We start from the raw sequence: 22,943 nt of genomic DNA, 5'->3' as shown, positions 1-22,943 counted from the left end.
GACGAATCCGAGCTGCTTGATCACTGAAAAGACTCCTCAGAAATACGCACCGGGTGCCCCGGTGAAAGGAAATCCGGGACCGCGGGCTTCGGTTCGCCGCGTCCCGGAACATCGGTTATCGTGCGTCTCACGCTGAGTGGGGCCGGGCCTGCTCCTGGGCGGGACGGACCGGCCCCACTCGTGCCGGCGTCGCTTCGCGGCGTAGCTTGCCCGGAGCACGGAACGGAGCGTGCATCTCTTTCTCCGCGTTCCGGGCAAGCCTTGAAGCCTCGATGCGCATCACCGGTTTCCCCGTTCCTCGGCCGGCGTCCGCACACACAACGGGCGGCCTCGTCGGGGCGCTTCTAGTTGCCCTGGAACGTGCCACCGTCGGCGATGCCACCGGCAGCGCAGTTGTAGGGGGACTCGCCACTGGCCTCGTGCGAGCCCGGCGACAGGATCGGGACACCGATACCGTTGAGCGAGTCACGAATCGGGACCTGGACACCGAGCACGTTCACGTTGTTGTCGCACGCGCCCACCACGGCGTTGACGTTGTGCAGTGCGTCGATGTTGTTCAGGTTGAGCAGGCCGAGCTGCTCGCTCACGTCGTAGCCGTCGTGGTCGTAGTGGTCGCCGGGGGTTGCCGCGGACGCCATACCGCCGCACATGAACGCACCGGCGGCCATCGCGGCCGTGACGAAGCCGATCTTCTTCAGCATTGATTCTCCTTGGGGATGCTTGCCTCGAACAGGACGGCGGTGAAAGTGTGTTTCCGCCCCCGTGTCAGGAAAAATACTGACTTCGATTGACTTTTTCCACGCCATGCCACCATCGTGTAATGCCGCGAACCCCTGAGCGCGCTATCGGTGACCCGATCGTGTCAACTGCTTTTACGGCACCACGGATTCGACGCGGAGCACCGGATCGTGTCTTTTGTGTCAATCGATGAGGCTGCGGCGCATGGCCTGAACCACCGCATGAGCGCGGTCGACGGCCGACAACTTCCGAAACAACCGTTGAGCGTGCGATTTGTGGAGTTCGCGTCCTGCCCGGCTCGCGGTTCTGGCACCAGCACAGAGCCCGGTGAACCTTCCGAGACCGGACGACCCGCCGAGCCGGTCCACAGATCGTGAACCCCTGCGCGCGGAAAGAGCAGCACTCCTGGCGCGCCGGTCGGCAAGCGGACCATGCGCTCGCGCGACTCACGCCGGCTTTTCCAGAATCAGAAAATTCGCCGTTCCCGTGGGAGTCCGGAAAAATTGCGACAGAACCTCGTTCGGTTGTCTTTCGAGCTGAAGTTCCGGCTCAGACCAGGACTCCTCGGCGGAACCCGTGTGCGACGGCTTGGGCACGGTCGCGTACGCCCAGCTTCTTGAACATCCGCCGCGCGTGCGTCTTCACCGTGTCTTCGGCCAGATGCAGTTCGCGGCCGATGGCGCTGTTGCTCTTTCCTTGGCTCATCCCGGTCAGCACTTGGAGTTCGCGGCTCGTCAGCTGGACACCGAGCGACGACGGCTGTCGCGGCACGGGTACGGAGACGTTGCCGAGCGTGTCGGCCAACGCGGAGACGACTTCCGGCCAGGAGGTGTCCCAGCGTACGTATCCCCGAGCGCCACCGGTGATCGCGCTCGCTATCACCAAAGGGTCGTTGGCGGCTCCGAAGACCAGGATATTGGCCCTGCGGTAGGCGTGAACGAGTCGTCGGATCGCCTCCACGCCACTGGGTCTGAAGCGGTCCAAGCCGACGAGGACCAGGTCGGCCGGCCGGTGGGAATACCTGGTCAGTAGTTCCTCTGGCCCTGCTACACAGTCGATGTGCTCGACACCGGGAACTGTGGCCATGGCCTGACCGACCGCGTTCCGCACCCTGCCCCGGCTGTCACAGATCAAGATCGTCGTCACGGCGTCGTCCTTACTCATAGGCATCGACAGCCACCGGCAACACCGGAGGGCGGCCGACTGTGGAAATTCCGGGCAACGGCCAGGGGCTCGGGTACCGCGCGGTACCCGAGCCCCTGATCCGCGTCATACCTGCCGTTACTTACGGAGAATTTCCCCCACCGAGTTCGTCACCTGCTCGATCACGGCCAACCCGAGTACTCCGTTCTCCGCCAACGGAAGCGAGGAGATCGGCTTGTCGGCGCGCTGGGCATAGCCCCGCTTGACCGGCACTTCCGGCATCGAGGCGGGATTGTCGGAGGTGGTCGCGACCTGCGGCGCGCTGGTGTGGAAAGCGGTCACCCGCGTGCCCGAACCGGCGTCGAGCGGATCCGTGACGACGGTCGTGCTGACCGGAGTGGCCGGTACCGCGAATCCACCGTGGACGGGAACAGCCGGCTTCAGCGCCGGAAGGGAGCCCTGTTCCTGCTCGACGCGCGAAAGGATCGGCAACGTGGGCAGCTCAGTGGCACTCAGCTCGGAACCCAGTGGCTTGTGCAGGTCCACTTCCTGCAGGTCATCGGCGATGTCCCCGGCCGGCAACGGCGTGGCGTGCAGCAGTCCCATCGGCACGGGGTAGATCGGACCGGCCGGTGTCGTGGTGGGCGGTATCGCGGCCGGGACGTCGGTCATCGCGGCGGTGACCGCCGGCTGCAGGGAGTCTTCGTCCGCCGTGTCCAGCTGTTGCAGCGGCTGCGCCTGCCGCACGGCCTCGGTCAGCCCGCTGATCGCGGGGTCGACGAACTGGTCCAGCGGGGAGGCGGGCAGATCGGGGTCGACGTTTTCGGCGGCCGAGGCGATACCCGTGCCCAGCATCAGCAGGCTACCGGTGGCCAGGGTGGTCTGCAGAATGTATTTGACCCAGTTTTGCACGACAAATCTCCTTCGAGGATAAATGGGAAACAATTTGTGGCATGCCTTTGACGCTTGTCGCGGGCGATCGCCACACGGAAAGGGAATTACGACAACCAAACGCCGCGAGACAACGGCGGTTGGTGGCTGGAAAGGCGACCGCGCCTGAACGAGGCGGGCGAAAGCCGGACGCGTGGGCGGTCGCGGCAGGGTCAGCCGGGCGTGACGCCCGGCCGGATCACCGTGGCCAGTGCGGCCTGGTGTCCGATTTCGCCGCAGTGCGGCGAAATCCGGTTGTTCCGTGCGGTACGGACGGGCACGACAGCGCCACCCCCGTGGTCACCACCGCACGCCGCGGCGACACTTGTCGACGTTCCGCACCGGGACACGGGCGACCACGGTGGCACCGATTCTCCCGTAGCGCGAACGGATCCGTGGAAGCGCGACGCTCCAGACGGATACTCACCACGAGCCTTGTGCCCGCACGGCGACGAAAGCGTGCGCGTACCGTCCGCCGCGTCCTGAGATACCAGGCCGGAGGAGGCGGTGGCCGGCTTCGATGCAGGCACCCCAGTGAAGGACGAAGTCACTCCGGCGGGGGTTCGATCGACGTCGGCAGGCTGCCGCGAAGCAGAAACGTCGAGGGCTTCGACGGCGCGGCGCGTGACCGCGTTCGTCGTGGATTTCGCCGTTTCGTCAAGGTTTTCCACCGAAACGACCGCACGATCCAGGAGCGCGACCACGCTCTCCGATCGCCGAGGCAGGGACGACGCCGCAAACTCCCGCAAGGGCTGGATCGCCACCGAGTCGGCAGGGTCTCCCACCTGAACACGTGCCGCCGACAGCGAAGGATCGACCTCGACGGCGGTCACCGGAGCGCCCGATTCGGGCCTCCCGTCGACGACCAGCGTGTCCGCCCTGGCGGTGACATCTCCCACGATCCATGCCACGGCTGTGGCCGCGAAAATACCGCACACCACGACGAGCGCACGAGCCAGAAGACGGCCGACGCGCATGGCGTCGATCGTCCGGCTTACCGCGTCCGTCATAGCGTCCAAATCCCTTTACTCGGCAAATCCTCGCGTAGCCGACACAGCCGTGCCGATACCCGCGAGCGAATCATAATTACGTCGCGAGGCGACCTTCTCCCGCCCCTGGCGAAAAAACCCGCCGCCGGCACCGCACATGCCCTTCCGCAATCGCCGATTTCGAACCCGACCAGCGACAATTCAATGAGTATCGTCCCGGCCACGAGGTCAATACTCGTAACACTGCTCCACTCGATCCAGTGACCACGCGATGGGCAGGACTGTGCCCATACGTAACACGATCGAGGAATTTTGGCCGTGATCGCGGGCAACAGGCCACGGTCGGAGAAGACGTGCGGCCCCGTACGCGATCAGACCGGTGACGATCAGCGCGAGCATCCCGCGGACCATGATCCGGCGGGAAACCGCTACAGCACAGACGACAACGGTCGCCGCGGTGAGGCCGGGGCCGCAATACCAGTGGTAAGGCGAGACCGTCAGCAACACGTAGCCGAGGTGAGAAAGCAGGCCGCCGAGGACGAGCAGCACGAGCGGCCCCAGCCCGGCGAAGTAGCGCCGCGCCGGGCACCACCCGAACCTTCGTGGTCTTCCGTTCCGCTGGCGGCCGCTCAGGGCGTCGCGATGCTCGGACAGGGTTGGCTAACCCGGCCGCGGAGTCCCTTCGACACGAATAACACAAGACCCTCTCTCGACTCATCCGAGAGAAGGGGTCTGCACTATTCAGCGGCGTTCAGAAACCGCCGTAGAACCACCAGGTGCCGTTGCCCCTGAGCGACCAGTAGCAAGGGTCACTGTAGTTGAACAGAACCCTGGCGCTTTCGCACGTTTGCCACGCCGCCCAGCGAAAGAGTCATCATCGCGACGACTCCCGTTCCAATCACCAGGTTTTTCAAGGCACGCTTCAAGTTCACATTTTCCTGACCGCTTGAGTGATGTTTGCGCCAGGTGCCGATCAGTGCGCCACAGAGGTCGCCCTCAGCGAACGGATAAAAGCACGATGGCTCCCACAAGGGGTCGTGTTCGAGCTTGTCGGCCACGCTGGTGAGGCTGGGATGTGCTTGACGAGCGCGGGGAGCGTTCGGTCCGGACCTGCTCACGAGGTCGCCCTTGTGTGGAAGTGCCGGGCGAAGCCTCACGAGGCTTGCGGGTTCCCGACGGCGTGGGCGACGAAGCGTTCGGCGATGTCGCGTACTTTGACGTTCTCCCGCTGGGACTGCTCGACCAGCAGCGTGAAGGCGTCGTCGGCGCTGATCTGGCGGAGAGCCATGAGGATGCCTTTGGCCTGGTCGATCACCGCGCGATGGGTGAGGGCGGCGCGCAGCTGCCCGGCGAGTTCCGTGGCCGTGAGGTAACGCCGGTACAGGCGCAGGATCGCCTCGGTCGCGGTGGTGTAGAGCTCGAGCAGGGCCTGGTCGAGGTCACTGAACCCCCGCGCCTGGGTGCCGTAGCAGTTGATCCCACCGGCATGCTCGGAGTCGGCCACCAACGGCGCGGACAAGAAGCTGTCGAACCCGGCGTCGCGGGCGTCACCGGCGAACTTCGGCCACCGCTCGAGCGCCTCGGACACCGTGACACGTTGCAGAGTGCCGTGGCGGGCGGCTTCCAGGCACGGGCCGCCGTTGCGGTACTGGTCCCGATCCAGCTCGGCGACCAGGTCACTCGTCGCGGCCGCGGTGTGCGGTTCGTCGCCACGCAGCAGCGTCACCGTGGCCTCGTCGACCCCGGGCACCGCCTTGGTCACCTGCCGGCACACCTGCTGCAGCATCACCCGGAAATCATCCTCGTCGTCCAGAATCGAGGTCAGCGTCTCCAAAGCACCGGTGACCTCATCCAGCATGCCGGGCCAGGAATCACCGGTATCGATGTGAGACATGGGTAGGGCCTTTCCACCACTCGCGCGGCTGCCAACTTTCCCCGGGCATCTCACCCACCTGAGCAGCGAAGTGCGCAGAAAGCCGTTCGGCGGGCGGCGGGCCCTGCCGGCACGCTGTTGAACCGGCAGAGCACGAACCGCCGTGTTCCTGTGACGATCCCCAGATGGATGTCCGCCCCACGCTGAGTTAAACGCCCAGCCCGAGATTGGTCAGCCCGCGACGGCAGCGGGCGGGTTTTCTGTAGACGCCACCAAGAGCTCACCTCGATGTCCGATTACCGCCGGACGCTGTCGAATCCCCTGTGCAGGCTGGGCACCATGGATCACACGGACAACGCGTTGCTCGGCCACTTCGATACCGTGGCCGACGGTTTCAGCGATCGGCTACGGGCGGTTCCGGACACGTCCTGGGACAACCCCACGCCGTGCACCGAATGGAACGTTCGCGAATTGGTCAACCACATGATCCAAGGAAGCCGGATCTATACCGCGCTCCTCGGTGGTGGCAGCAGTGCGGAGTTCATGGCGGCCCTGGACCAGGTCTCGCTCGATGGCGGGCCCGCCGACACGTTCCGGAACGCGGTAGCCGAATGCCGGGCGGCGTTCCATTCCCCCGGTGCGCTCGACCGGGTCGTCGACTATCCGTTCGGACCCGTGCCCGGACGGCAGTTGCTCGGCCTCTATGTGGTGGACGCGGTCACCCACACCTGGGATCTCGCCCGCGCGGTGGGCCTCGAGGAACGGCTCGACCCGTCGACCGTCCGATGGATCACCGACAACTTCGACTGGATCTACCACGGGGTCAGCGAAAGCCCGATCCTGGCCGGCTCCCGCTACTACGGACCGCCGACGGAAACGCCGGCACCGGAAGCGTCCGAACAAGACCGGCTCCTCCACGCGATGGGCCGCAGGCCGTAGCACTCCGGACCTGCTCACGTTCTCGTCGGGCATGCGATGCCGGTTCGTGAAGGCGGCCGTTGCGCACGAGTTCGCCCCTGTGTGGCAGTTCCGGAATGGCGGGCCGCGCCGATCGGCTGGGAGGACTACCGGCCGTACCTGACTGAGCGGCAGAAGCGCACCGGCCTGACTGGCTGTACCGACACCCGCTGGGTGTCCCTAGGGTTCCTGCATCCGGGATCTGAGCACCTCGAACTCGCATCCCGGCGCGTCCGGATCGAATCCGTGCTCGATCAGCCAGTGCGACGCCACCAAGCTGCGCAGTGACCACCAGGCGCGAATGACGTCCCGGTCCGCGTCGGCGCCGTAGCCGGCAAGCAGGTCGTCCAGGCGTTCCTCGTGCCCGAGCGTCAAGGTGGCGAGGTCGAACATGGCGTCGCCGGGCGCGGCCTCGGACCAGTCGATGACGCCGGTGACCTCGTCGCCGTCGACGAACACGTGCGTGATCTGCAGGTCGCCGTGGATGAACACCGGTTTCCACGGCCCGAGCGCGACCTCGGCGATCTCGCGATTGCGCCGGATCACCTCGGCGGGCAGAACGGCGTTGGCGAGCAACCACGCGCACTCGCTGTCGAGCTCCGCCGTCACGTCCTCGAGCCTGGGCCCCGGCCACGGCGGCAACGGCGCATCATGCAGCCTCCGGATGGCGGCACCCGCCGCGGCCCACGCCGCCGGCGACGCGGCCGACGGTTCGCCGAGGACGCCGAGCGCCTTGCCCGGCACGGCGGCGATCGCGAGCGCGGGGGGCTCGCGCCAGAGGATCGCCGGGGTCGGTATCGGCGCCATGGCCATCGCCCGCACCTCGAGGTCGGCGTGCGCCGGGTCGCCGTCGACCTTCAGGAACACGTCGCCGATGCGCAGCGTCGCGCGCTGGCTGTGGGCGACGACGACTTCAACCTCTTCCATACCGGTCAGCCTGGCGAGGATGGCCGCCAATGTCGCCGGATTTTGTCTTGGGACAGGACTTGCCGCCTTCACGGCGAGAACTGCTGGTCCCGCTGGACCGGGGTGGATCCTTCAGATCCTGCCAACGGGACCGAGCAGAATGCGAAAACTCGCGTATTTTGACAGGTCAGAGGCTATGTTGATCTTGAGCCGCCAAGGGGGCTCGAACCCCTGACCTTCTGTTTACAAGTCGCCTCCGCCAGTGTGTCAGCGAGTGTCGCGTGGTGCCGATTTCTGGCCATTTGTGCAGGTAGACGCACACCTCGTGACCCATCCGAGTGTCAGGTCATGTCGGGCCGTATCAGGCTCTACTTCGGCAACGGAGCCCAATCGGAGACTGCATTGGATTGCGTTGCAGGCGACAGCTCGTGGCCGGGCTGGACCAGAATTCGGCGCGCCGGTTGTCACAGGTCTGCGAAGAAGTGTGTAACAAGGTCACGGATGCGTGGTTCGTAGTCGGGTTCGAGCCCCTTATGGCCCAGCACGGATGCCGCTTCGACCAGCCCACCCATTTTCTCTGCTTGCTCCAAAACGGCTGCCCGCGCCGGTCCGCTCCGACCGGACAGCTTCATGACCGCTTCCCAAGGTGGCGGGCAACCGGTACGGAATCGTCAACTACGAGATCGGCTACGCCGACGGCCGCCGCGACAAGCTCCACATGATCGACCAGTTCGTACCGTTCACCGAGCTGCGCGAACGCCGGAAGCTCGTACGCATCACCGTCCTGCATTTGACCCGAGTACTCCGTGAGTCGTGGGCGTTCCTCCCCTCCTGGTGCACGTAGTCTTTGCCCATGTCCATCGGCGACACCGGGTCGCAGGTGGCGGCATCGCCGTACTCGACGGGTGGCGGCGGGACGGTCTTCGAGCACCGGTATGCCGCCACGGTTCTGGGCTGCCTGCTGACCGGTGATTCCGTGCCGGGGTTGGGCGATGACGCCGGGCCAATCATGGTGCGGTTCCAAGCCAGCGCGGTCAGCCCGGTGGATGACCTCCTTGTCGAAGGTCGTGTGCCGGATGGTGCGATCCGACGGATGTCCGTCGGGGTCCGCCGCGCACCGGCTTTCGTGGCGAGCGAGGCGCCGTCCGAGCACTTGTTCGCGTCATACCTGCGGGTGGTGACTCAGCATTGGGAGGAGGTAATCGCGGGGCGATGGCGCCTGGCCCTTGTCGTGGCCAGCCCCAATCCGGCAGCCCGGCAACTCCGTGCCCTATGCGTAATCGCGCAGGCCACCGACAACGAGCCAGCGTTTCGCGCCAAGGTCGTAGAACCTGGCGTAGCCAGCCAATCTGTCCGTGCGCGGCTCGGGCACGTCGACACGCTCGTACAGGCGGCTGCGGCGAGGGCAAACATCGACTCGACGGTGATCGAGCCTAACGTGCTCGCCTGGCGGTTGCTGTCGACTCTGCGCCCGCTGGAAGTGCGCCTAGAAGGCCCGGACCAGTCCGATCGCACTATCGCGGTTCGCCAGCTACGCCCGGCCACCCGTGAGGGAACGCCGGCAGCAGCGGACAAGTTGTTCACGCGCCTGGCGGAACTCACCGGTCAGTACGCGCCCGCTGGCGCTGAGGTGACCGAACGGCTACTACGCCGCGACTTGGCCGGGATCGCTCTGGCTCGATCGCCCTCGTTCCCCCAGTCGTGGAGCCTTCTGGACCGGCTCGCCCAACGGTTGCGCGACCGGACCCGCTTCAACCTCACCGACGATCAGCAGGTCCTTGAGATACCGCGCACCGAGGCGCGGAGCGCGTTGACGACCGCGATGCAAACGGCGGCGGTGGGACCGGCAATCCTGATCGTGCGTGGTGAACCTGACGTCGGGAAATCGGCGCTCACCCTGCGAGCCGCCGAGAACATGTCAGCGGCGGGCGCAGCAGTGACCTCGGTCAGCTTGCAGGACCTACCCGTCGACATGCTCTCCCTGGAAACCGTTCTCGGTGGTCAGTTGGTCGACGTGCTCAGCGCGACCGCGACAGCTGATACGCGACTGTTGGTCCTCGACGGTGCCGAATCCGTGCTCGAGGGACGCAGCACCCTCCTCACCGAACTCACCATCGCGGCGTTGCGAGCCGGGCTCAGCGTCATCGCCGTCACCCGTGAAGATGCCGCTGCCGCGGTGGCCAACGCGATGCGAAGTGCACAAGCTGCGGCGGGTAGCGCAGTCCTGTGTGAGCACTATGTTCCACGCCTGTTGCCGAGCGAGGCCGAACAGATCGCGGCCGTCTTCCCCGTCCTTTCACGGATCGGTCAGGACCTGCGGGCCGCGTGGCTGCTGGGTAGACCTGGTCTGGTGGAGTTGCTTCTCCGGGCACATGTCGCCTGGCGACTGCCGGACGGGCCGATCTCGGAAGCGGATTTGTTCGCGGCTATCTGGGACCAGGTCGTCCGCCGCGGGGGTGAGCACCCGCCGGGTGGCCCGTCCCCGGAGGCCCGAGAGCGTGCCCTGACGTCGCTGGCACGAACGCTCCTGCTGCCCGGAGGCAACCACACGCTTCCGAATCCGACCGTGCTGCCGTCCTTAAGGTCGGACGGGCTGCTCCTCGCGCCTGGCCCGACCAGTGCCTGGCACTCCGGGGACGCCTTCGCCAGCGATGTGGTGCGGGATCTCGCCCTTACTCGGCTCCTGATCATCGACGGATGGCAGCTACTCCTCGATGCGGGCGCCCCACGATTCGCGTTGCGAGCTGCACGGGCTGCTTGTCAGGCCGCACTCAGTGCGGCCGGTGAAAACACCGAACCACCGCGCGCCCGACTGCAAGCGGTGTTCGACCGGCTGGCCAACCAACATGGCGTGCGGTGGGCCGAAGTGCCGCTGGAGGCGATGCTGACGCACGGCGAGGCCGAAGCCGTGCTGCGCCGAGCATGGCCGAGCCTGCTCGCCGAGCAGCGATCCGGCCTGCGCACACTGCTGCGTCTGGCGCTGCACCGCTACAGCGACCACGAGTGGGGCGACCCAGCGGCGCTGGGTCCGCTCGTCGCGCTGACCTACTGCGGTGACGCCGAGGTCGGACAGCATGATCGATACGACCGGGACACTGGCGAGCAGGTCCGCAAGGTGGTGCTGGCCTGGCTACGTGGGCTTATCAAGATCAAGGCGGGCACGCTGCCCCTTCGGCAGCGGGTCCGTGATCGTCTGCTCGCCACCTCGCCGGAGGACCACGACGAGTTCGCCGTGGAAGCACTGGCCATGCTCGGCCCCGACCTGGATCACCACGCCGAGGCGTTCCTGCGAAAACTGGCCGATGACGGCGGCGGGTACCTCGCACCCGCGGTGGAGTCCGCAGGCGCCGTGATCGCCCTGTCGGAGTACCAGCCGCAACTGCTGCTCACCCTGGCCGAGGCGTACTACATCGAGTCGCATGACGCGGAGCACATGGGATCGTGGGGACTGCTCGATGAGGGCATCCGCCACCATGCGCGTGTAGGTGGTGGCGGTCCTCCCTTGGCAGGGTGGTACTTCGGGCCGTTCTATCGGCTGCTCCATGCTCGCACCGGGAACGCGCTTGCGATGGTCAACAGGATGCTCGACTGCGCTGCCACCGTGCGTGTCGGAGCGCACCCCGACCAACCGGCGGACGCCGATGCGCCTGAACTTTCTCCGCTCGGGCTCGAGCTGGATCTTCCTGGGGTGGGAGTCCGGCATTGTGTGGGCGACGGGCACGTGTGGGCCTGGTATCGCGGCTCGTCGGTCGGCCCGTACCCGTGCATCAGCGCACTCCTGGCCGTCGAACGCTTCGCCGATGAGCTCGTCGACACACTCGGCGTGTCCTTGGCGCGCGTGGCCGAGATCCTGCTGCGCGACTGCCACAACCTGGCCATGCCAGCCTTGGTAGTCGGCCTGCTGGTCCGCCACCTCGACCGCGCCGGCGACATGCTCGATCGCTGGCTGGTCCGCCCCGAGCTGTGGCACCTGGAGACCTCCCGCGCAGTCGGTGAACATTTCCACGTCCAGGGCCCAGACCCCACTGATCTGGTCGGTCGACACCGGCGCAGGGCCAGCTTCCAAGACGTGGTCGGCGAAATGACCGTGACGGCAATGCTCGCCGGTGATCACGATCGACTCGCCGTCCTCGCTGCCCGAGGGGACGAGCTGGTCGAGCGGGCCCGTGAGCTGGTCGCGGGCACCGATGACGAAGCCGCCGACCTGCTCATGATCCAAGGGTGGGCGGCCCAGTTCCATGCCGAGAACTACCGCCTCAGCCGCACCGAGGACGGCCACATCCGGTTCGAGTGGGCGGTCCCAGAAGACATCGCCGCTGGCCTTACCCACACGCATGAGGAGCTCGCTCGCGGCGACATAGCGCTGCGCTTGCACCAGACCTACACGAGATCGGAAGACCGTGTCGCCCCGGTGGATACGCTCGTCGACGATCTACTGCTCGCTCGCGACCTTGCCGAGCACCCTGCCGTCCGCGGCCCAGCTCACCCGGCTGACCCGGTCGCCGCCGTCGCCGCCGCAGCCGTCATCGCCCACGCCCAAGGACGCGCCCAGCTGCCCGATGAGGATCTGCGATGGGCGGCCAACGTCCTGATCGATGTGGCGACGAGCCCGCGGGTCGGCGAGCTGAGCCGCAGCGTGACCATCGACCCGGACGGGGCCGACCGCTCCGCCGCCGTCGCTCTTCCTACCCTGCTCCTTCCCGCCTTCGACCACATCCAACTGAACCGGCAAGGCATCGAGGAAGCCTTGCTCGCCAGCGCAACCAGCCTCTTCGACGAGGTCCGAGCAGCGTTTGTGCTCGGCGTCGAACCCATCTGGTCAGCACCGTGCACACCGAACCCGCCTGCAGAAACTTGCCGACACCAGCTCGCGTGGGCCGCCGTCGAGCAGGGCCTGCGAGACTGCCGGCTCGGTAGCTGGGATCAAGCGACGCAACAGCGGCTCACCGACCCACTCGATCCGCCGTACGAGACGACCCTGCCGGCCGTGCCCACCGAACTGCTCCTCGTGAATCGGCTCACCGCACCCCTCGTGGCCGCCGCAGCCGCAGCCCGACGTGGCAGTTGCATTGCGACTACAGCCGCGCGACTGCGCGACGTGCTGTTCGACGCCCACCGACGGGGGACCGACCACTGGGCCACCAAGGGCTACAACCGCCACCACAACCGCCACCGCGACCGTGTGGTCCGGGTCTTGATCGAGACCGCGATTGACGGAGGCCCCACGCCACTGGCGTCTTACGTGCGTGCCTTCACCACCAATGCGCGAGCGCTCGACGAGCTTCTCCACGACCTACGCCAACTCTTCACCTACGACGACACCCTCCGTACATCGCTGCTTCCGGTCTGGCGCCTGATCATGACCACCGCCCTCGATGCGCTGGAAGGCGGCGCCACCCTCCCCAGCCGGCACCACTGGCGCGACGGCGCGCTCGTCGGACTTCTGCCTACTCCCCAGATCGCCATCAGCGACACCAACCCCACAGCCACCCTAGAGCGAGTTCGAGCCCACTGGTTGGATCCCGACGACATCGCCGATCTCGCCGTCCGGTGGCTGAAGCTCGCACGCGGCGAATCGAAAGCTGTCGACGCCGTCACCGACCTCGCCAACTGCGCCCCACCCGCGTGGCAGGCGACAACCGGGCTCACCTGGGCGGAAGACGCCATCAACGGTGAGTACGCCGCCATCGCAGGGCGGTGCTGGGTCCTGCCCGAGTGGTTGAAAACCGTCCACGGGTCCGGACAACTCGACGTCCAGGGCGTCGCCCGCTGGCACAGGCTCGTTGACGGACTAGCGGCTCACGGCGATCACCGTGCCGTCAAGCTGCAGCAGAGGGTGGAATGAGCGTCGAGGCGCTCCAACTCGACCAACACAGCACCAACGGAGATCGCGATACTGCTAGTGACCTCGCTGCCCAGGTCCTCGCCATCGAGTCTCGGTCTGCGTGACCTTCGCCGGTCGTGGTCGGCCCTGCCAGACGAAATCCCGTGGTCGTGCGGAGCACGTGGACCTAGGCTCTTGCCGTGAGCGAGTCGGACCAACCTGGGCTGAGCGCGGACGCGCTGATAGATCAGATGTTCACGCTCTGGATCGTGCCGCACATCGAGGCAAGCAACCTCGACATCACGCGCGACCAGGTCGTGCAGGCTCTTGTCGTGTTGCATCCGAACGGCGCTCCCGAGGTGAAGCTCAACGAGCAAGCGGAGCTTCTCGCCACGGTCCAGGTGCGTGACGCAGTCGCCTCGGGCGAACCGGTGACCGCCGAGAACGTAGAGAACGTTTCAGGCATACGTCCCGCCAAGATCGAGCCCGACGCCGGATGGATCGCGTTCGCGTTCCTCCCTGGAGGTGGGGGCGCAGTGGCCTTCGACTTCCGCTACAACCGCGACCGTGCGATCGAACTACTCAAGCGGGCGTCGGAATTCATCTCAACCGCGCGGGAGACGTTGGCTGCCGGACGGCTCGGCCCGACGGTGGAGACGGCGTTGGCCGCAGGAGAACTCGCGGTGACGGCTATGACGTCGCTGCAGAATGTCACTCACAAAGGGCGGAACTCGCACGGTGCACGACAAGCGTGGCTGAACAACTACACGCACCTGGGTAACGGACCACAGGATTGGTACAAGACCATGAGGCGGCTTCTGACGGCCCGGCCGTTCGCACGGTATGGGGATCCCGAAGGCAGCCCTCTGCCGTCCGAGAGTGAGCTGGCTGATTACCTCGATCACGTCGACAGTCTGATTCAGCACGCTGCCCAGTACGCCGCGGATCATGATGCCCCCGCCTCATAGACGCCGTTCCCGGCCCGGACCTGAGAGCATCGCCCGATGAACGACGAGGCACCCAGCTGGGACGCGCTTCGACGACGACTCACCCGCGCGCCGTACAGCCCAGAGGGCATCGCAGCCGTTGGGCTGGCCATCGACAAGGCAGAGCGGATGCTCGGCCCGTCATGGCCGGGTCGTCAATTCGAGCGCAAGGGCTGGTGGCCCAGCGAGTTCAACCTGTTGATGTTTCACGCCCCGGCGCTGCCGCAGTTCCTGGCTTTTGTCATGCGGCTGGAGTCCGCAACGAAGGAGCCGACCTTCACAACGGTGCTGCGGAGTCTCAAACGGGGAGTCAAGAGTACCGACTGGCGACACGCACTTCTACAACTCGAAGTCCATCGAGCCCTCCGAAGCGCGGGGACGGCTATTACCTTCGAGCCCGAGATCAGCGGCAGCCGTAACAAGGCCGACCTCATGATCACCCCGACGGAAGGCGGCGCCCCCTTCCTCGTGAAAACCACCTCCCTTGCTCGTGCCGACGTTGACCAGGCATGGGAGGAGTACGAACACCGTCTCTGGCACGCGGTGACCGCGCTTGAACTCCGCCACAACGTACGCATCGCGGTGGAGCTGATCGACCACCGCGACCACGAAAGATCGGCCACGCCATCAGCTGTGGGGGCGCACCGGAGCCCGCCCCCACAGCGGCGCCAAACTATCTGCGCAGTGCCTGACGTAGGTTCCGAGCATGCCACGCGGCGCCCGCCGCCGCGATCGACGAGAGCCCACCGACCACACCGGCCAACACGGTCAGTTGCAGCATCAACCAGAGGACCAGCGCTAGGACACCTCCCGCCGCAATAGCGCCTACGATCAGCCATCGCAGCAGCCGAAGGCAGTTCTGCGTACGCTGCTTGTCCTCGACGACGTAGCCGATGAAGCCGTGCGGGTGCGGGGCCTCGCCGGGTCGGTTTTGTTTGGACCGGGACCTTGTCGGCCCTCTACTCGCAGACTGGTCAGTTCCCCGCTCTGACGGTACCGTGACCCGTTGCTCAGATTGACGCGTTGTCTGTGCCGCGGTCGCCACTACCGTGCGCTTGCTTCGCCCGGCCATCGCCTCTACGCCTCTCCTGTGGCGGGCGCATCGGTACGGCGCTGGCGGTTCACGACGCGGTACACCTCATGCCAGTATCCCAGCCGCTCCAGCGCCTTCTTGAGAACGGGGATGGTGTTCTCAGGATCGGCCCAGCCGCGGTCCTCCACGTAGGAAAGAGCGGCGGTTGCGATGTCGTCGTCCGTGCGCTTGCCCATCTTCTCCACGACGGCGGTGACCTGGTCGGTCAACTCGCTCAGTTCTTTGGAGTCGTCGGCAACCTGCTGCGCGGCCGTTCGATCAGCGATCCCCGGCTTCTCGAGGGCGAGCTTGCGGAGTTTCTCCTCGCTCAGAACCTCACCCTCCCGAGGCGCGTCGACACGGTCTTCGGCCGCAGTACCCGTCTCCACACTGCGGACGGGAAAGCCGCGACGGCCGTCGAAGATCGCCTGCGCCAGCTGTTGGAGGCCAGGAAGTGTCGCCGCAAGCTTCTGCAGCACCTGCCCAGACTCGGTCCCCTCGCCCTTCCCAGATCCGTGGCTGCTTCGCCGCAGCAGCGGGTGCTTATCCGCCGGACCGCAAACGAGGTGGTAGGCCGCCCGCGCGGCGATCTGGCGGGTCGCAGGTCCGGGGACCGGCTTCCGCCCTCGTGACCTCGCCTCGGCTTCTTGCTGGAGTTCATCTTCGGCCTGCTTGAGCAGGACGGAGATCGGACGCATGTCGACTTCCTGGTCGCGTAACGCGGTCCATCGAAGGACTCGTTCCAGCGACGAGCGGACACTATCGCTACTGCCACCACGCAGCTCGCGACAGATGACATGTGCTGTGACTTCCGACCGAGCGTTAGTTCGCTGGACACCGATCACTCCTCGGGTCCGCAACGCCTTGCCGATCTGCCGGTCCAGCTTCGTGTCCGGGCTGTGCAGCAGAGACGCGATGGCGATCATCGCGATGTCGTCACCATGACACTCGCCCTTCGCAACCGCTTCCGCCGGCGCGTCGAGCCATCGCTTCACCGTCGCACTGGTCACGTCCGGCGGATGCACGAAAAGGCCCTTCTCGTCAAGCCAGGCCAGGACCGCTTCGGCGCGGGTCTGCCAATCAGTCACCGTGCTGAACGGGGTAGGCCGGTCGAGGTGCTGAAGCGAGACGACACGGCGGCGGACCTCGTCCATCGGCGTGCTGACGGACACCGACACGATCATGCGGGTGCGCGGCATCACCGCGCGACGAAGCCGGATTTCCTCGCCTTCGGTGATGGCTCCTCCGGAAAGCACCTTTCCCGCGATGGCGAGCAGCGCGTTGCGGCGCTTCTGCAGCGGGTGACTCGACAACTCCCGTCCGTCAGTCGGCACATTGCGCAGCCATTCGAGTACCTCGGCGGCGGTCACTCCCTCGGCGTCCTGCGTGAAGTACACCCGCCCGTAGCAGTCGGCGGTTTCCCAGCCGGCCAATCCGGGCTCGGTCACGGAGAACTTGAGCTTCAGCGGGAACAGGATGCCGCCCTGCCGGATGCCGTGCTGGCGGATGTCGGCACCGTAGGTATTCGTTTCGCGTACTTCGTGGTCGGTCTTCGCCAGTTCCGCGAAGTAGAAGTCCATCGCATCAGCGGCGTGCTCGAACGTGTCGAGGGTGAACGACAGCGACTTGTTGTCCTTCGTCGCGGTGTACTTCGGCATGGCGAAGTCGCCTTCGTACCGGCGGCCGCCCATTCGAAGGTTTTCGGGCGCGCGCACCAACGCGGCCGTGAACACGTCGAGGTCAAGGACTGTGGCGGTCACGTCCGGCGCGATCACTTCCTGACGTCGCCGCTTGAGCTGTGCGATTGCATCCTGTGGGTCGGCCACGAGCAATGCGGTCGTCGCGGCCACCTCTGCCGCCATCCCGGCTTCGATGCTCAGGTCGCGGATCGTCTCGTACTGCTTGTAGGTGAGCCGAGCGATCTGGCTCGCGCGGACGCGGAGCTCTGCGTCAGCGCCCGATCGATCGGACGTAGCGAGCTCGCTGTCCGGATGGGATTTGGAGGGCGTCACATCGGTGTCGCCGGTCTTTGACCGAAGGCCGTCGGGTTCCTGGAACCGGACGTCTTTTTCGGAAGACGGATTCATGGGGCTCTCCTCGACTGCCCGCAAGGGCGTGCGCGAACGTCCGCACGCCACGACGTGCGCGATCAACGCGAGGAAAGCACCGCGCCCGTGACAGGCATGGCCTCAGCATCACCACCCGGACGAACCAAGATCTGCTTGGCCCTGACAGGTAGAGCGCGCCGCGTACGTCCACAACGTTCGGCGGCCCCGGGAAGCCCGGGCCGGTCTCGTCTGCCGATGAGTCGTTAAGTCACCTGCAGGCGCGTTAGGCGTTCGTCAGCGAACTATCGCCAGTGAGCAGGCTAACAGTCGCGCCCTCCGGCAGTATCGCCGGTGCAGCCTGTCAAAGCCCGGTCTCCGATCCATGCGTTTCGGCACGGCAGGGAAAACGGAGACGAAACGGAGCCCAATGGCGCCGAGAAAAAAGTGAACAAGACTCTCGAAAGACGGCAAATCGGCAGGTCAAAGGCAATGTTGATCTTGAGCCGCCAAGGGGGCTCGAACCCCTGACCTTCTGTTTACAAGACAGATGCTCTACCAGCTGAGCTATAGCGGCGTCACCCAGGGCAGCCCGGGCAGGGCCAGTATATCGGCGCCCGCTCAGCCGTTTGCAGGGCGCACCCACGGTTCTCCGGCCACCGTCCGAAAGGCGTGCGCGAAGGTGACGGCGGTCGCCGGGTCGCGTCGGTCGGCGACGTAGTACCAGTTCATCCGGACGGCGTCCGGCGTCACTTCGAGGACGCCGGGACCGTGCGAGTCGAGTTCCACGAAGCGCACGTGCGGGTTCAGCGTGCGGATCGCGGCCTCGACCTTGAGCGAGCCGGTCCGGGGCGGGACGCCGAGTTGCTCGTCGAGGTTGTCCGAGGTGACCGACGGGCAGACGAACTCCACCGCGACGCTCGTCCCGTCGCGCGGCACGTCGTTCGCCCACGACGAGTGGACGTCGCCGGTCAGGAACACCGTGTTGCCCCGTCCTCGGGCGGCGATGGCGTCCAGTACCCGGCGACGGTCGGCGGTGTACCCGTCCCATTGGTCGGTGTTCACCGTGGTCGGCTGGCCGTCGAGCAGGTCGACGAGCGCGAGCCGTTCGCGGGTGGGCAGCTGGGGGACCTTGAGCGGCGTGACCATCACGGAATTCCCGATCAGGTTCCAGGACGCCGTGCCGTGAGCGATGCCTTCGAGGAACCATTGCCGCTGATCGGCGCCGAGAATCGTGCCGGCCGGGTCTTCGGCGGAGCCGGGCGCGGGCTGCCGGGTCCGATAGGTCCGCAGGTCCAGCATGGTGAGGTCGGCCAGTTTCCCGAACTTCAGCCGCCGGTACAGCCGGTCCCCGCGATGCCGCACCGGCATCCATTCGAAGTACGCCTGGTGCGCCGCCCGCAGCCGGTCGCGCCAACTGCCCTCGGTCGCCGGATCGTGCGACGGCGACCCGCCGGACCAGGCGTTGTCGGCCGCCTCGTGGTCGTCCCAGGTGGCGATCATCGGATGGCGGGCATGAAGACGCCGGAGGTGATCGTCGGTCTTGTACATCGCGTGACGCTGCCGGTAATCCGACAGCGTGATCAGCTCGTTGGGCGGCAGAGAGGGCCGAAGATCACCCGCAGGATTGGGAGACCCCTCGTAGAGGTAGTCACCCAGGTGAATGACGGCGTCCAGATCGTCGCGACCCGCCAGGTAGCCGTAGGGGACGAAGTGACCGACAGCCCAATTCGCGCACGAGACCACGCCGAAGCGCAGCCGCGCGACGTCCTCCTCGTGGGCGGGCGCGGTGCGCGTCCGTCCGACCTGAGACACCTTGCCGCGCGAGATGAACCGGTAGAAGTACGCGGTCGAGGCGCACAGCCCGGCTGCCGTCACCTTCACCGTGTGGTCGCGTTCCGGGCCCGTCCTGGCCTGACCGCGAGCGACGACGTCCGCGAATCCGGCGTCCTTCGCCACCTCCCACCGGACGTCCACCGACGGTCCCTTGCCGGATCCCGGAGTGGCGTCGGGCGATGGCGTGACCCGGGTCCAGAGGAGCACCGAATCGGGCATCGGGTCACCCGACGCCACGCCGTGCGCGAAAACCGGAGCCTCCGCCCCGGTAGATGCACCCGAAAGGGTGAATGTCGCCGCTGTGCCGACCGCGGTGACCCCGGCCGCGCGAAGCATCGAACGCCTGGTCAAAAAAGACCCCATGGCTTGCAGTGTGCCGCAGATCGGCCCCGCCGCGAGGATCTTGTCCGAACGTGGTGGACGCCACTTCGGTTTACCTGCAACGGTCGGGGCGCCGGGCCCGATGGTCCTCGGGAAAGTCCCGGTAAGCAGGCGACAAGACGAGTGAGGAGGTGGATCGATCATGAAGATCAACGAGCGCACCAAGGGGGCCCAGCACGGCAGACGCGGTGTCGAGAAGAACCACGACGAAACACCCGAACGTGGCGAATGGCTGCTGGAAGCGCCGCGCCAGCGTGACGGTGAGCGATCGACCCCCCAGGCCCGCTCGCACCGGCCCAACCTGCTGCGCCGTCGCGCGTGGCAGATCCTCGAAGCCCCGACGGCCGAACAGCCCGTCGTCGAGGGCGGCGAGGCGATGGGCCCGAAGCCGCCGGACGACTCGACGGTCAACTTCGTCCTGGACCTCGTCCTGCGCGTCGGCGAGGTCCAGATGTCGAGCGGCGCGGGCGCCTCCGACGTCACGGCGACGATCCTCGCGCTGACCTCCGCGCTCGGTCTCCCGCACTGCGAGGTCGACGTGATCTTCACGTCGATCACGGTGACCTGTCACCGCGGCACCGACATGGCGCCGGTGACGGCGCTTCGCGTGGTCCGCTCACGCAGCCTCGACTACACCCGGCTCACCCAGACGGAGATCCTGGTCCGCAAGATCGTCCGCGGGAACATGGGCGCCGAAGAGGCGCAGCAGGAACTCCAGCGGATCACGACCGCGCCGCATCCGTACCCCCGCTGGGTGGCCACGGCCGCCTGGGGTGGACTGGCCGCGTTCATCACCCTGATCCTCGGGGGCAGCCTCGACGTCGCGCTGGTCGCCCTGGTGATCAGCGCGGTCATCGACCGGCTTGGCCGGTTCCTCAACCGCTTCGCCCTGCCGTTCTTCTTCCAGCAGGTGATCGGCGGCCTGGTCGCGACCCTGTCCGCGATGGCGATAGTGAGCAGCAACCTGCTGACCACGAACAAACCGACGCTGGTCGTCGCGGCGGCGGTGACCGTGCTGCTGTCGGGCCTTTCCACGGTTTCCGCCGTGCAGGACGCCATCACCGGCTATTACGTCACAGCCGCCGGGCGCACCATGGAAACCGCGCTGATGAGTGCCGGGCTGATCGCCGGCGTGGTGCTCGCGCTGAAGATCGCCCTGCTGCTCGAAATGCCGCTCACCCCGCTGCCCGAGGTGGTCTCCTCGACGCCGCAACAACTTCCGATCATCGTCATCGGCAGCATCGGCGCGTCCGCCTGCTTCGCGCTCGCCTCGTATTCGACGCTGCGCGCGATGATCGTCGCGGGCGCGGCGGGTGCCATCGGCGGCGCGGTCTACGGCGCGTTGATGCTGACCGATTTCGAGGCCGTCAGCTCGTCCGCGGCGGCCGCCACGCTGGTCGGCTTCTGCGGCGGCGTACTCGCCAGGCGACTCAAGGTGACGCCGCTCGTGGTGGCTGTGTCAGGCATCACTCCCCTGCTCCCGGGCCTCTCCACCTATCGTGGTCTATACCAATTGGGCGTTGAACAAGGCGGCAACATCTCCACGTTGATGACCGCGGTCGCCATCGGGCTTGCCCTGGCAGCGGGTGTGGTACTCGGTGAATACCTGGCGCAGCCGGTGCGCACGGGCCTCGGCAGGCTCGAACGCAAATTCGCCGGGCCGCGGATGGCGGGTCCCATGGAACCCGCCGAACGACGCTTGGAGTGATCGCGCGACGCCCGGCCGTCGCGCGAGCGCGCGATAGGGTTCTTCCCTAGGGCAGCGACCCGCGATTTTGAGGGAGCGGCTGGTGGACGACGGCATTCTTGAAACAACTCCGGCGGAGACGGGCGGATCGGCAGCCGCGGACTTCGTCGTGGTGGCGAATCGGCTCCCGGTGGACCTCGAACGGACCGCCGACGGGAGCAGGCGCTGGACGGCGAGTCCCGGTGGGCTGGTGTCGGCCCTCGAGCCGTTCCTGCGGTCCCGCAAGGGCGCCTGGGTCGGCTGGCCGGGTGTACCCGACGTCGACGTCGAGGAATTCGACGACGACGGTCTGGTGCTGCACCCGGTCTCCCTGACCTCGGACGACGTCCGCGACTACTACGAGGGCTTCTCGAACGCGACGCTGTGGCCGCTGTACCACGACGTGGTGGCCCGGCCGGTGTTCGACCGGAGCTGGTGGGAGTCCTACGTCCGGGTGAACCGGCGCTTCGCCGAGGCGAGCGCGAAGGTCGCCGCCGAGGGCGCGACCGTGTGGATCCAGGACTACCAGTTGCAGCTCGTCCCGGCGATGCTCCGCGAACTGCGCCCGGATCTGCGGATCGGGTTCTTCCTGCACATCCCGTTTCCCCCGGTCGAGCTGTTCATGCAGATGCCGTGGCGGACCGAGATCGTCCGCGGCCTGGTCGGGGCCGACCTCGTCGGTTTCCACCGACCGGGTGGCGCACAGAACTTCCTGTGGCTGGCGCGACAGCTGGCCGGTCTCGAATCCAGCCGGGGCGCGGTCGGTATCCGCACCCGCCCCGGCCTGATGCAGGTCGGCGACCGTACGGTGCGGGTCGGCGCGTTCCCGATCTCCATCGACGCCATCGGCCTCGACAAACTCGCCAAGACCAAGGGCGTCGCCGAACGCGCCGCCCAGCTGCGGCGTGATCTCGGCAATCCGAAGAAGGTCCTGCTCGGCGTCGACAGGCTCGACTACACGAAGGGCATCGACCTGCGGCTGCAGGCACTGCACGAGCTGCTGCACGAAGGCCGCGTCCGCCCGGAGGACGTCACGTTCGTCCAGCTGGCCACGCCGAGCCGTGAGCGCGTCGAGCACTACCAGCGGATGCGCGGCGACATCGAGCAGATGGTCGGGCGGATCAACGGCGAATTCGCCAGGGTGGGCCGCCCGGTCGTGCACTATCTGCACCAGTCGGTCAACCGGACGGAACTGGCCGCGTTCTTTTCGGCGGCCGACGTCATGGTGGTCACTCCTTTGCGTGACGGGATGAACCTCGTCTGCAAGGAGTACGTCGCCTGCCGCCACGACCTCGGCGGCGCGCTCGTGCTGTCCGAGTTCGCCGGCGCCGCGGCGGAGTTGACCAGTGCTCTCCTGGTCAACCCGCATGACCTGGATGGGGTGAAGAACGCCTTGGAGACTGCCATTACGCTCGACCCCGCAGAGGGACGCCGCCGTATGCGCGCCATGCGTCGCCAAGTCCTCACGCATGACGTCGACCGCTGGGCGCGCTCGTTCCTCCAGGCGCTCGGTACCGAACCGGCCGACTGACTCTTC

17 protein-coding genes and 1 tRNA gene are annotated in these 22,943 nt (G+C 66.7%); 7 read left to right on the top strand and 11 right to left on the bottom strand.

The genetic code is table 11. The annotated features are described in order from the left end of the window. Positions 1-344: 344 nt before the first annotated feature. From AVL48_RS22635 to AVL48_RS22610, 7 genes are all read right to left on the bottom strand, one after another. A complete protein-coding gene (locus tag AVL48_RS22635; protein WP_061989238.1) occupies positions 345-701 on the bottom strand; it encodes a hypothetical protein in 357 nt (118 codons plus the stop codon). Positions 702-1,287: 586 nt separating this feature from the next. Next, the gene (locus AVL48_RS22630) at positions 1,288-1,884 is read right to left on the bottom strand and encodes a LuxR C-terminal-related transcriptional regulator (RefSeq protein WP_061989351.1); all 597 of its coding nucleotides are present in this window, start codon (positions 1,882-1,884) and stop codon (positions 1,288-1,290) included. A 135-nt stretch (positions 1,885-2,019) separates the two neighbouring features. Then, complete coding sequence (locus AVL48_RS22625) at positions 2,020-2,793, bottom strand: hypothetical protein (RefSeq protein ID WP_061989240.1); 774 nt, start codon at positions 2,791-2,793, stop codon at positions 2,020-2,022. A 191-nt stretch (positions 2,794-2,984) separates the two neighbouring features. Then, complete coding sequence (locus AVL48_RS22620; protein WP_061989242.1) at positions 2,985-3,821, bottom strand: hypothetical protein; 837 nt, start codon at positions 3,819-3,821, stop codon at positions 2,985-2,987. Positions 3,822-4,028: 207 nt separating this feature from the next. After that, the gene (locus AVL48_RS22615) at positions 4,029-4,349 is read right to left on the bottom strand and encodes a hypothetical protein (RefSeq protein WP_063054125.1); all 321 of its coding nucleotides are present in this window, start codon (positions 4,347-4,349) and stop codon (positions 4,029-4,031) included. A gap of 260 nt (positions 4,350-4,609) precedes the next feature. Beyond that, the gene (locus AVL48_RS39100; RefSeq protein ID WP_143104952.1) at positions 4,610-4,858 is read right to left on the bottom strand and encodes a hypothetical protein; all 249 of its coding nucleotides are present in this window, start codon (positions 4,856-4,858) and stop codon (positions 4,610-4,612) included. A gap of 95 nt (positions 4,859-4,953) precedes the next feature. Next, a complete protein-coding gene (locus AVL48_RS22610; protein WP_061989244.1) occupies positions 4,954-5,694 on the bottom strand; it encodes a GAF and ANTAR domain-containing protein in 741 nt (246 codons plus the stop codon). Between the two features lie 318 nt (positions 5,695-6,012). On the opposite strand from AVL48_RS22610, the gene AVL48_RS22605 reads away from it, so the two are divergent. Continuing rightward, positions 6,013-6,612 (top strand): TIGR03086 family metal-binding protein, encoded by a 600-nt coding sequence (locus tag AVL48_RS22605; RefSeq protein ID WP_061989353.1) that lies wholly within the window; start codon positions 6,013-6,015, stop codon positions 6,610-6,612. Between the two features lie 198 nt (positions 6,613-6,810). Here the strand turns inward: AVL48_RS22605 and AVL48_RS22600 are convergent, their stop codons facing one another. After that, positions 6,811-7,557 carry a phosphotransferase gene (locus AVL48_RS22600; RefSeq protein WP_061989354.1) on the bottom strand — a complete coding sequence of 249 codons (747 nt, stop codon included), beginning with the start codon at positions 7,555-7,557 and terminating at the stop codon, positions 6,811-6,813. 625 nt (positions 7,558-8,182) lie between these two features. Between AVL48_RS22600 and AVL48_RS22595 the strand changes: the two genes are divergently transcribed. The 4 genes from AVL48_RS22595 (at position 8,183) to AVL48_RS39620 (ending at position 15,168) form a co-directional block, all read left to right on the top strand. Beyond that, positions 8,183-8,380, top strand: coding sequence for a hypothetical protein (locus AVL48_RS22595; protein ID WP_061989246.1), 198 nt, complete (start codon positions 8,183-8,185; stop codon positions 8,378-8,380). A gap of 9 nt (positions 8,381-8,389) precedes the next feature. Further along, positions 8,390-13,381 carry a hypothetical protein gene (locus AVL48_RS22590; RefSeq protein ID WP_061989248.1) on the top strand — a complete coding sequence of 1,664 codons (4,992 nt, stop codon included), beginning with the start codon at positions 8,390-8,392 and terminating at the stop codon, positions 13,379-13,381. 179 nt (positions 13,382-13,560) lie between these two features. Further along, on the top strand, positions 13,561-14,328 hold the full coding sequence (locus AVL48_RS22585; protein ID WP_061989250.1) for a HEPN domain-containing protein: 768 nt from the start codon (positions 13,561-13,563) through the stop codon (positions 14,326-14,328). A 36-nt stretch (positions 14,329-14,364) separates the two neighbouring features. Further along, positions 14,365-15,168, top strand: coding sequence for a hypothetical protein (locus AVL48_RS39620; RefSeq protein WP_169812902.1), 804 nt, complete (start codon positions 14,365-14,367; stop codon positions 15,166-15,168). A gap of 255 nt (positions 15,169-15,423) precedes the next feature. Here AVL48_RS39620 and AVL48_RS22575 read toward each other — a convergent pair whose 3' ends face one another. From AVL48_RS22575 to AVL48_RS22565, 3 genes are all read right to left on the bottom strand, one after another. After that, complete coding sequence (locus tag AVL48_RS22575) at positions 15,424-17,571, bottom strand: hypothetical protein (protein WP_143104953.1); 2,148 nt, start codon at positions 17,569-17,571, stop codon at positions 15,424-15,426. Between the two features lie 396 nt (positions 17,572-17,967). Further along, positions 17,968-18,040, bottom strand: a tRNA-Thr gene (locus AVL48_RS22570). Between the two features lie 44 nt (positions 18,041-18,084). Then, positions 18,085-19,662 (bottom strand): alkaline phosphatase D family protein, encoded by a 1,578-nt coding sequence (locus AVL48_RS22565; RefSeq protein ID WP_082857726.1) that lies wholly within the window; start codon positions 19,660-19,662, stop codon positions 18,085-18,087. A 160-nt stretch (positions 19,663-19,822) separates the two neighbouring features. Between AVL48_RS22565 and AVL48_RS22560 the strand changes: the two genes are divergently transcribed. Together AVL48_RS22560 and AVL48_RS22555 are read left to right on the top strand one after the other, a co-directional pair. Further along, positions 19,823-21,388, top strand: a complete 1,566-nt coding sequence (locus AVL48_RS22560) for a threonine/serine exporter family protein (RefSeq protein ID WP_082857725.1) — start codon at positions 19,823-19,825, stop codon at positions 21,386-21,388. An 82-nt stretch (positions 21,389-21,470) separates the two neighbouring features. Next, positions 21,471-22,937, top strand: a complete 1,467-nt coding sequence (locus AVL48_RS22555; protein ID WP_244162391.1) for an alpha,alpha-trehalose-phosphate synthase (UDP-forming) — start codon at positions 21,471-21,473, stop codon at positions 22,935-22,937. Positions 22,938-22,943 lie beyond the last annotated feature (6 nt).

This window comes from Amycolatopsis regifaucium (assembly GCF_001613935.1).
In the GTDB taxonomy this organism is placed as follows: domain Bacteria; phylum Actinomycetota; class Actinomycetes; order Mycobacteriales; family Pseudonocardiaceae; genus Amycolatopsis; species Amycolatopsis regifaucium.
Note: the sequence above shows the minus strand (reverse complement) of the source record. Positions and strands in the feature narration are given on the sequence as shown.

What these genes read in the sequence shown, in the direction of transcription:
- AVL48_RS22620 (WP_061989242.1), bottom strand. Translation starts at nt 3,821, where the DNA reads ATGACGGACGCGGTAAGCCGGACGATCGACGCCATGCGCGTCGGCCGT.
- AVL48_RS22605 (WP_061989353.1), top strand. Translation starts at nt 6,013, where the DNA reads ATGGATCACACGGACAACGCGTTGCTCGGCCACTTCGATACCGTGGCC.
- AVL48_RS22565 (WP_082857726.1), bottom strand. Translation starts at nt 19,662, where the DNA reads ATGGGGTCTTTTTTGACCAGGCGTTCGATGCTTCGCGCGGCCGGGGTC.
- AVL48_RS22610 (WP_061989244.1), bottom strand. Translation starts at nt 5,694, where the DNA reads ATGTCTCACATCGATACCGGTGATTCCTGGCCCGGCATGCTGGATGAG.
- AVL48_RS22590 (WP_061989248.1), top strand. Translation starts at nt 8,390, where the DNA reads ATGTCCATCGGCGACACCGGGTCGCAGGTGGCGGCATCGCCGTACTCG.
- AVL48_RS22635 (WP_061989238.1), bottom strand. Translation starts at nt 701, where the DNA reads ATGCTGAAGAAGATCGGCTTCGTCACGGCCGCGATGGCCGCCGGTGCG.
- AVL48_RS39620 (WP_169812902.1), top strand. Translation starts at nt 14,365, where the DNA reads ATGAACGACGAGGCACCCAGCTGGGACGCGCTTCGACGACGACTCACC.
- AVL48_RS22600 (WP_061989354.1), bottom strand. Translation starts at nt 7,557, where the DNA reads ATGGAAGAGGTTGAAGTCGTCGTCGCCCACAGCCAGCGCGCGACGCTG.
- AVL48_RS22560 (WP_082857725.1), top strand. Translation starts at nt 19,823, where the DNA reads ATGAAGATCAACGAGCGCACCAAGGGGGCCCAGCACGGCAGACGCGGT.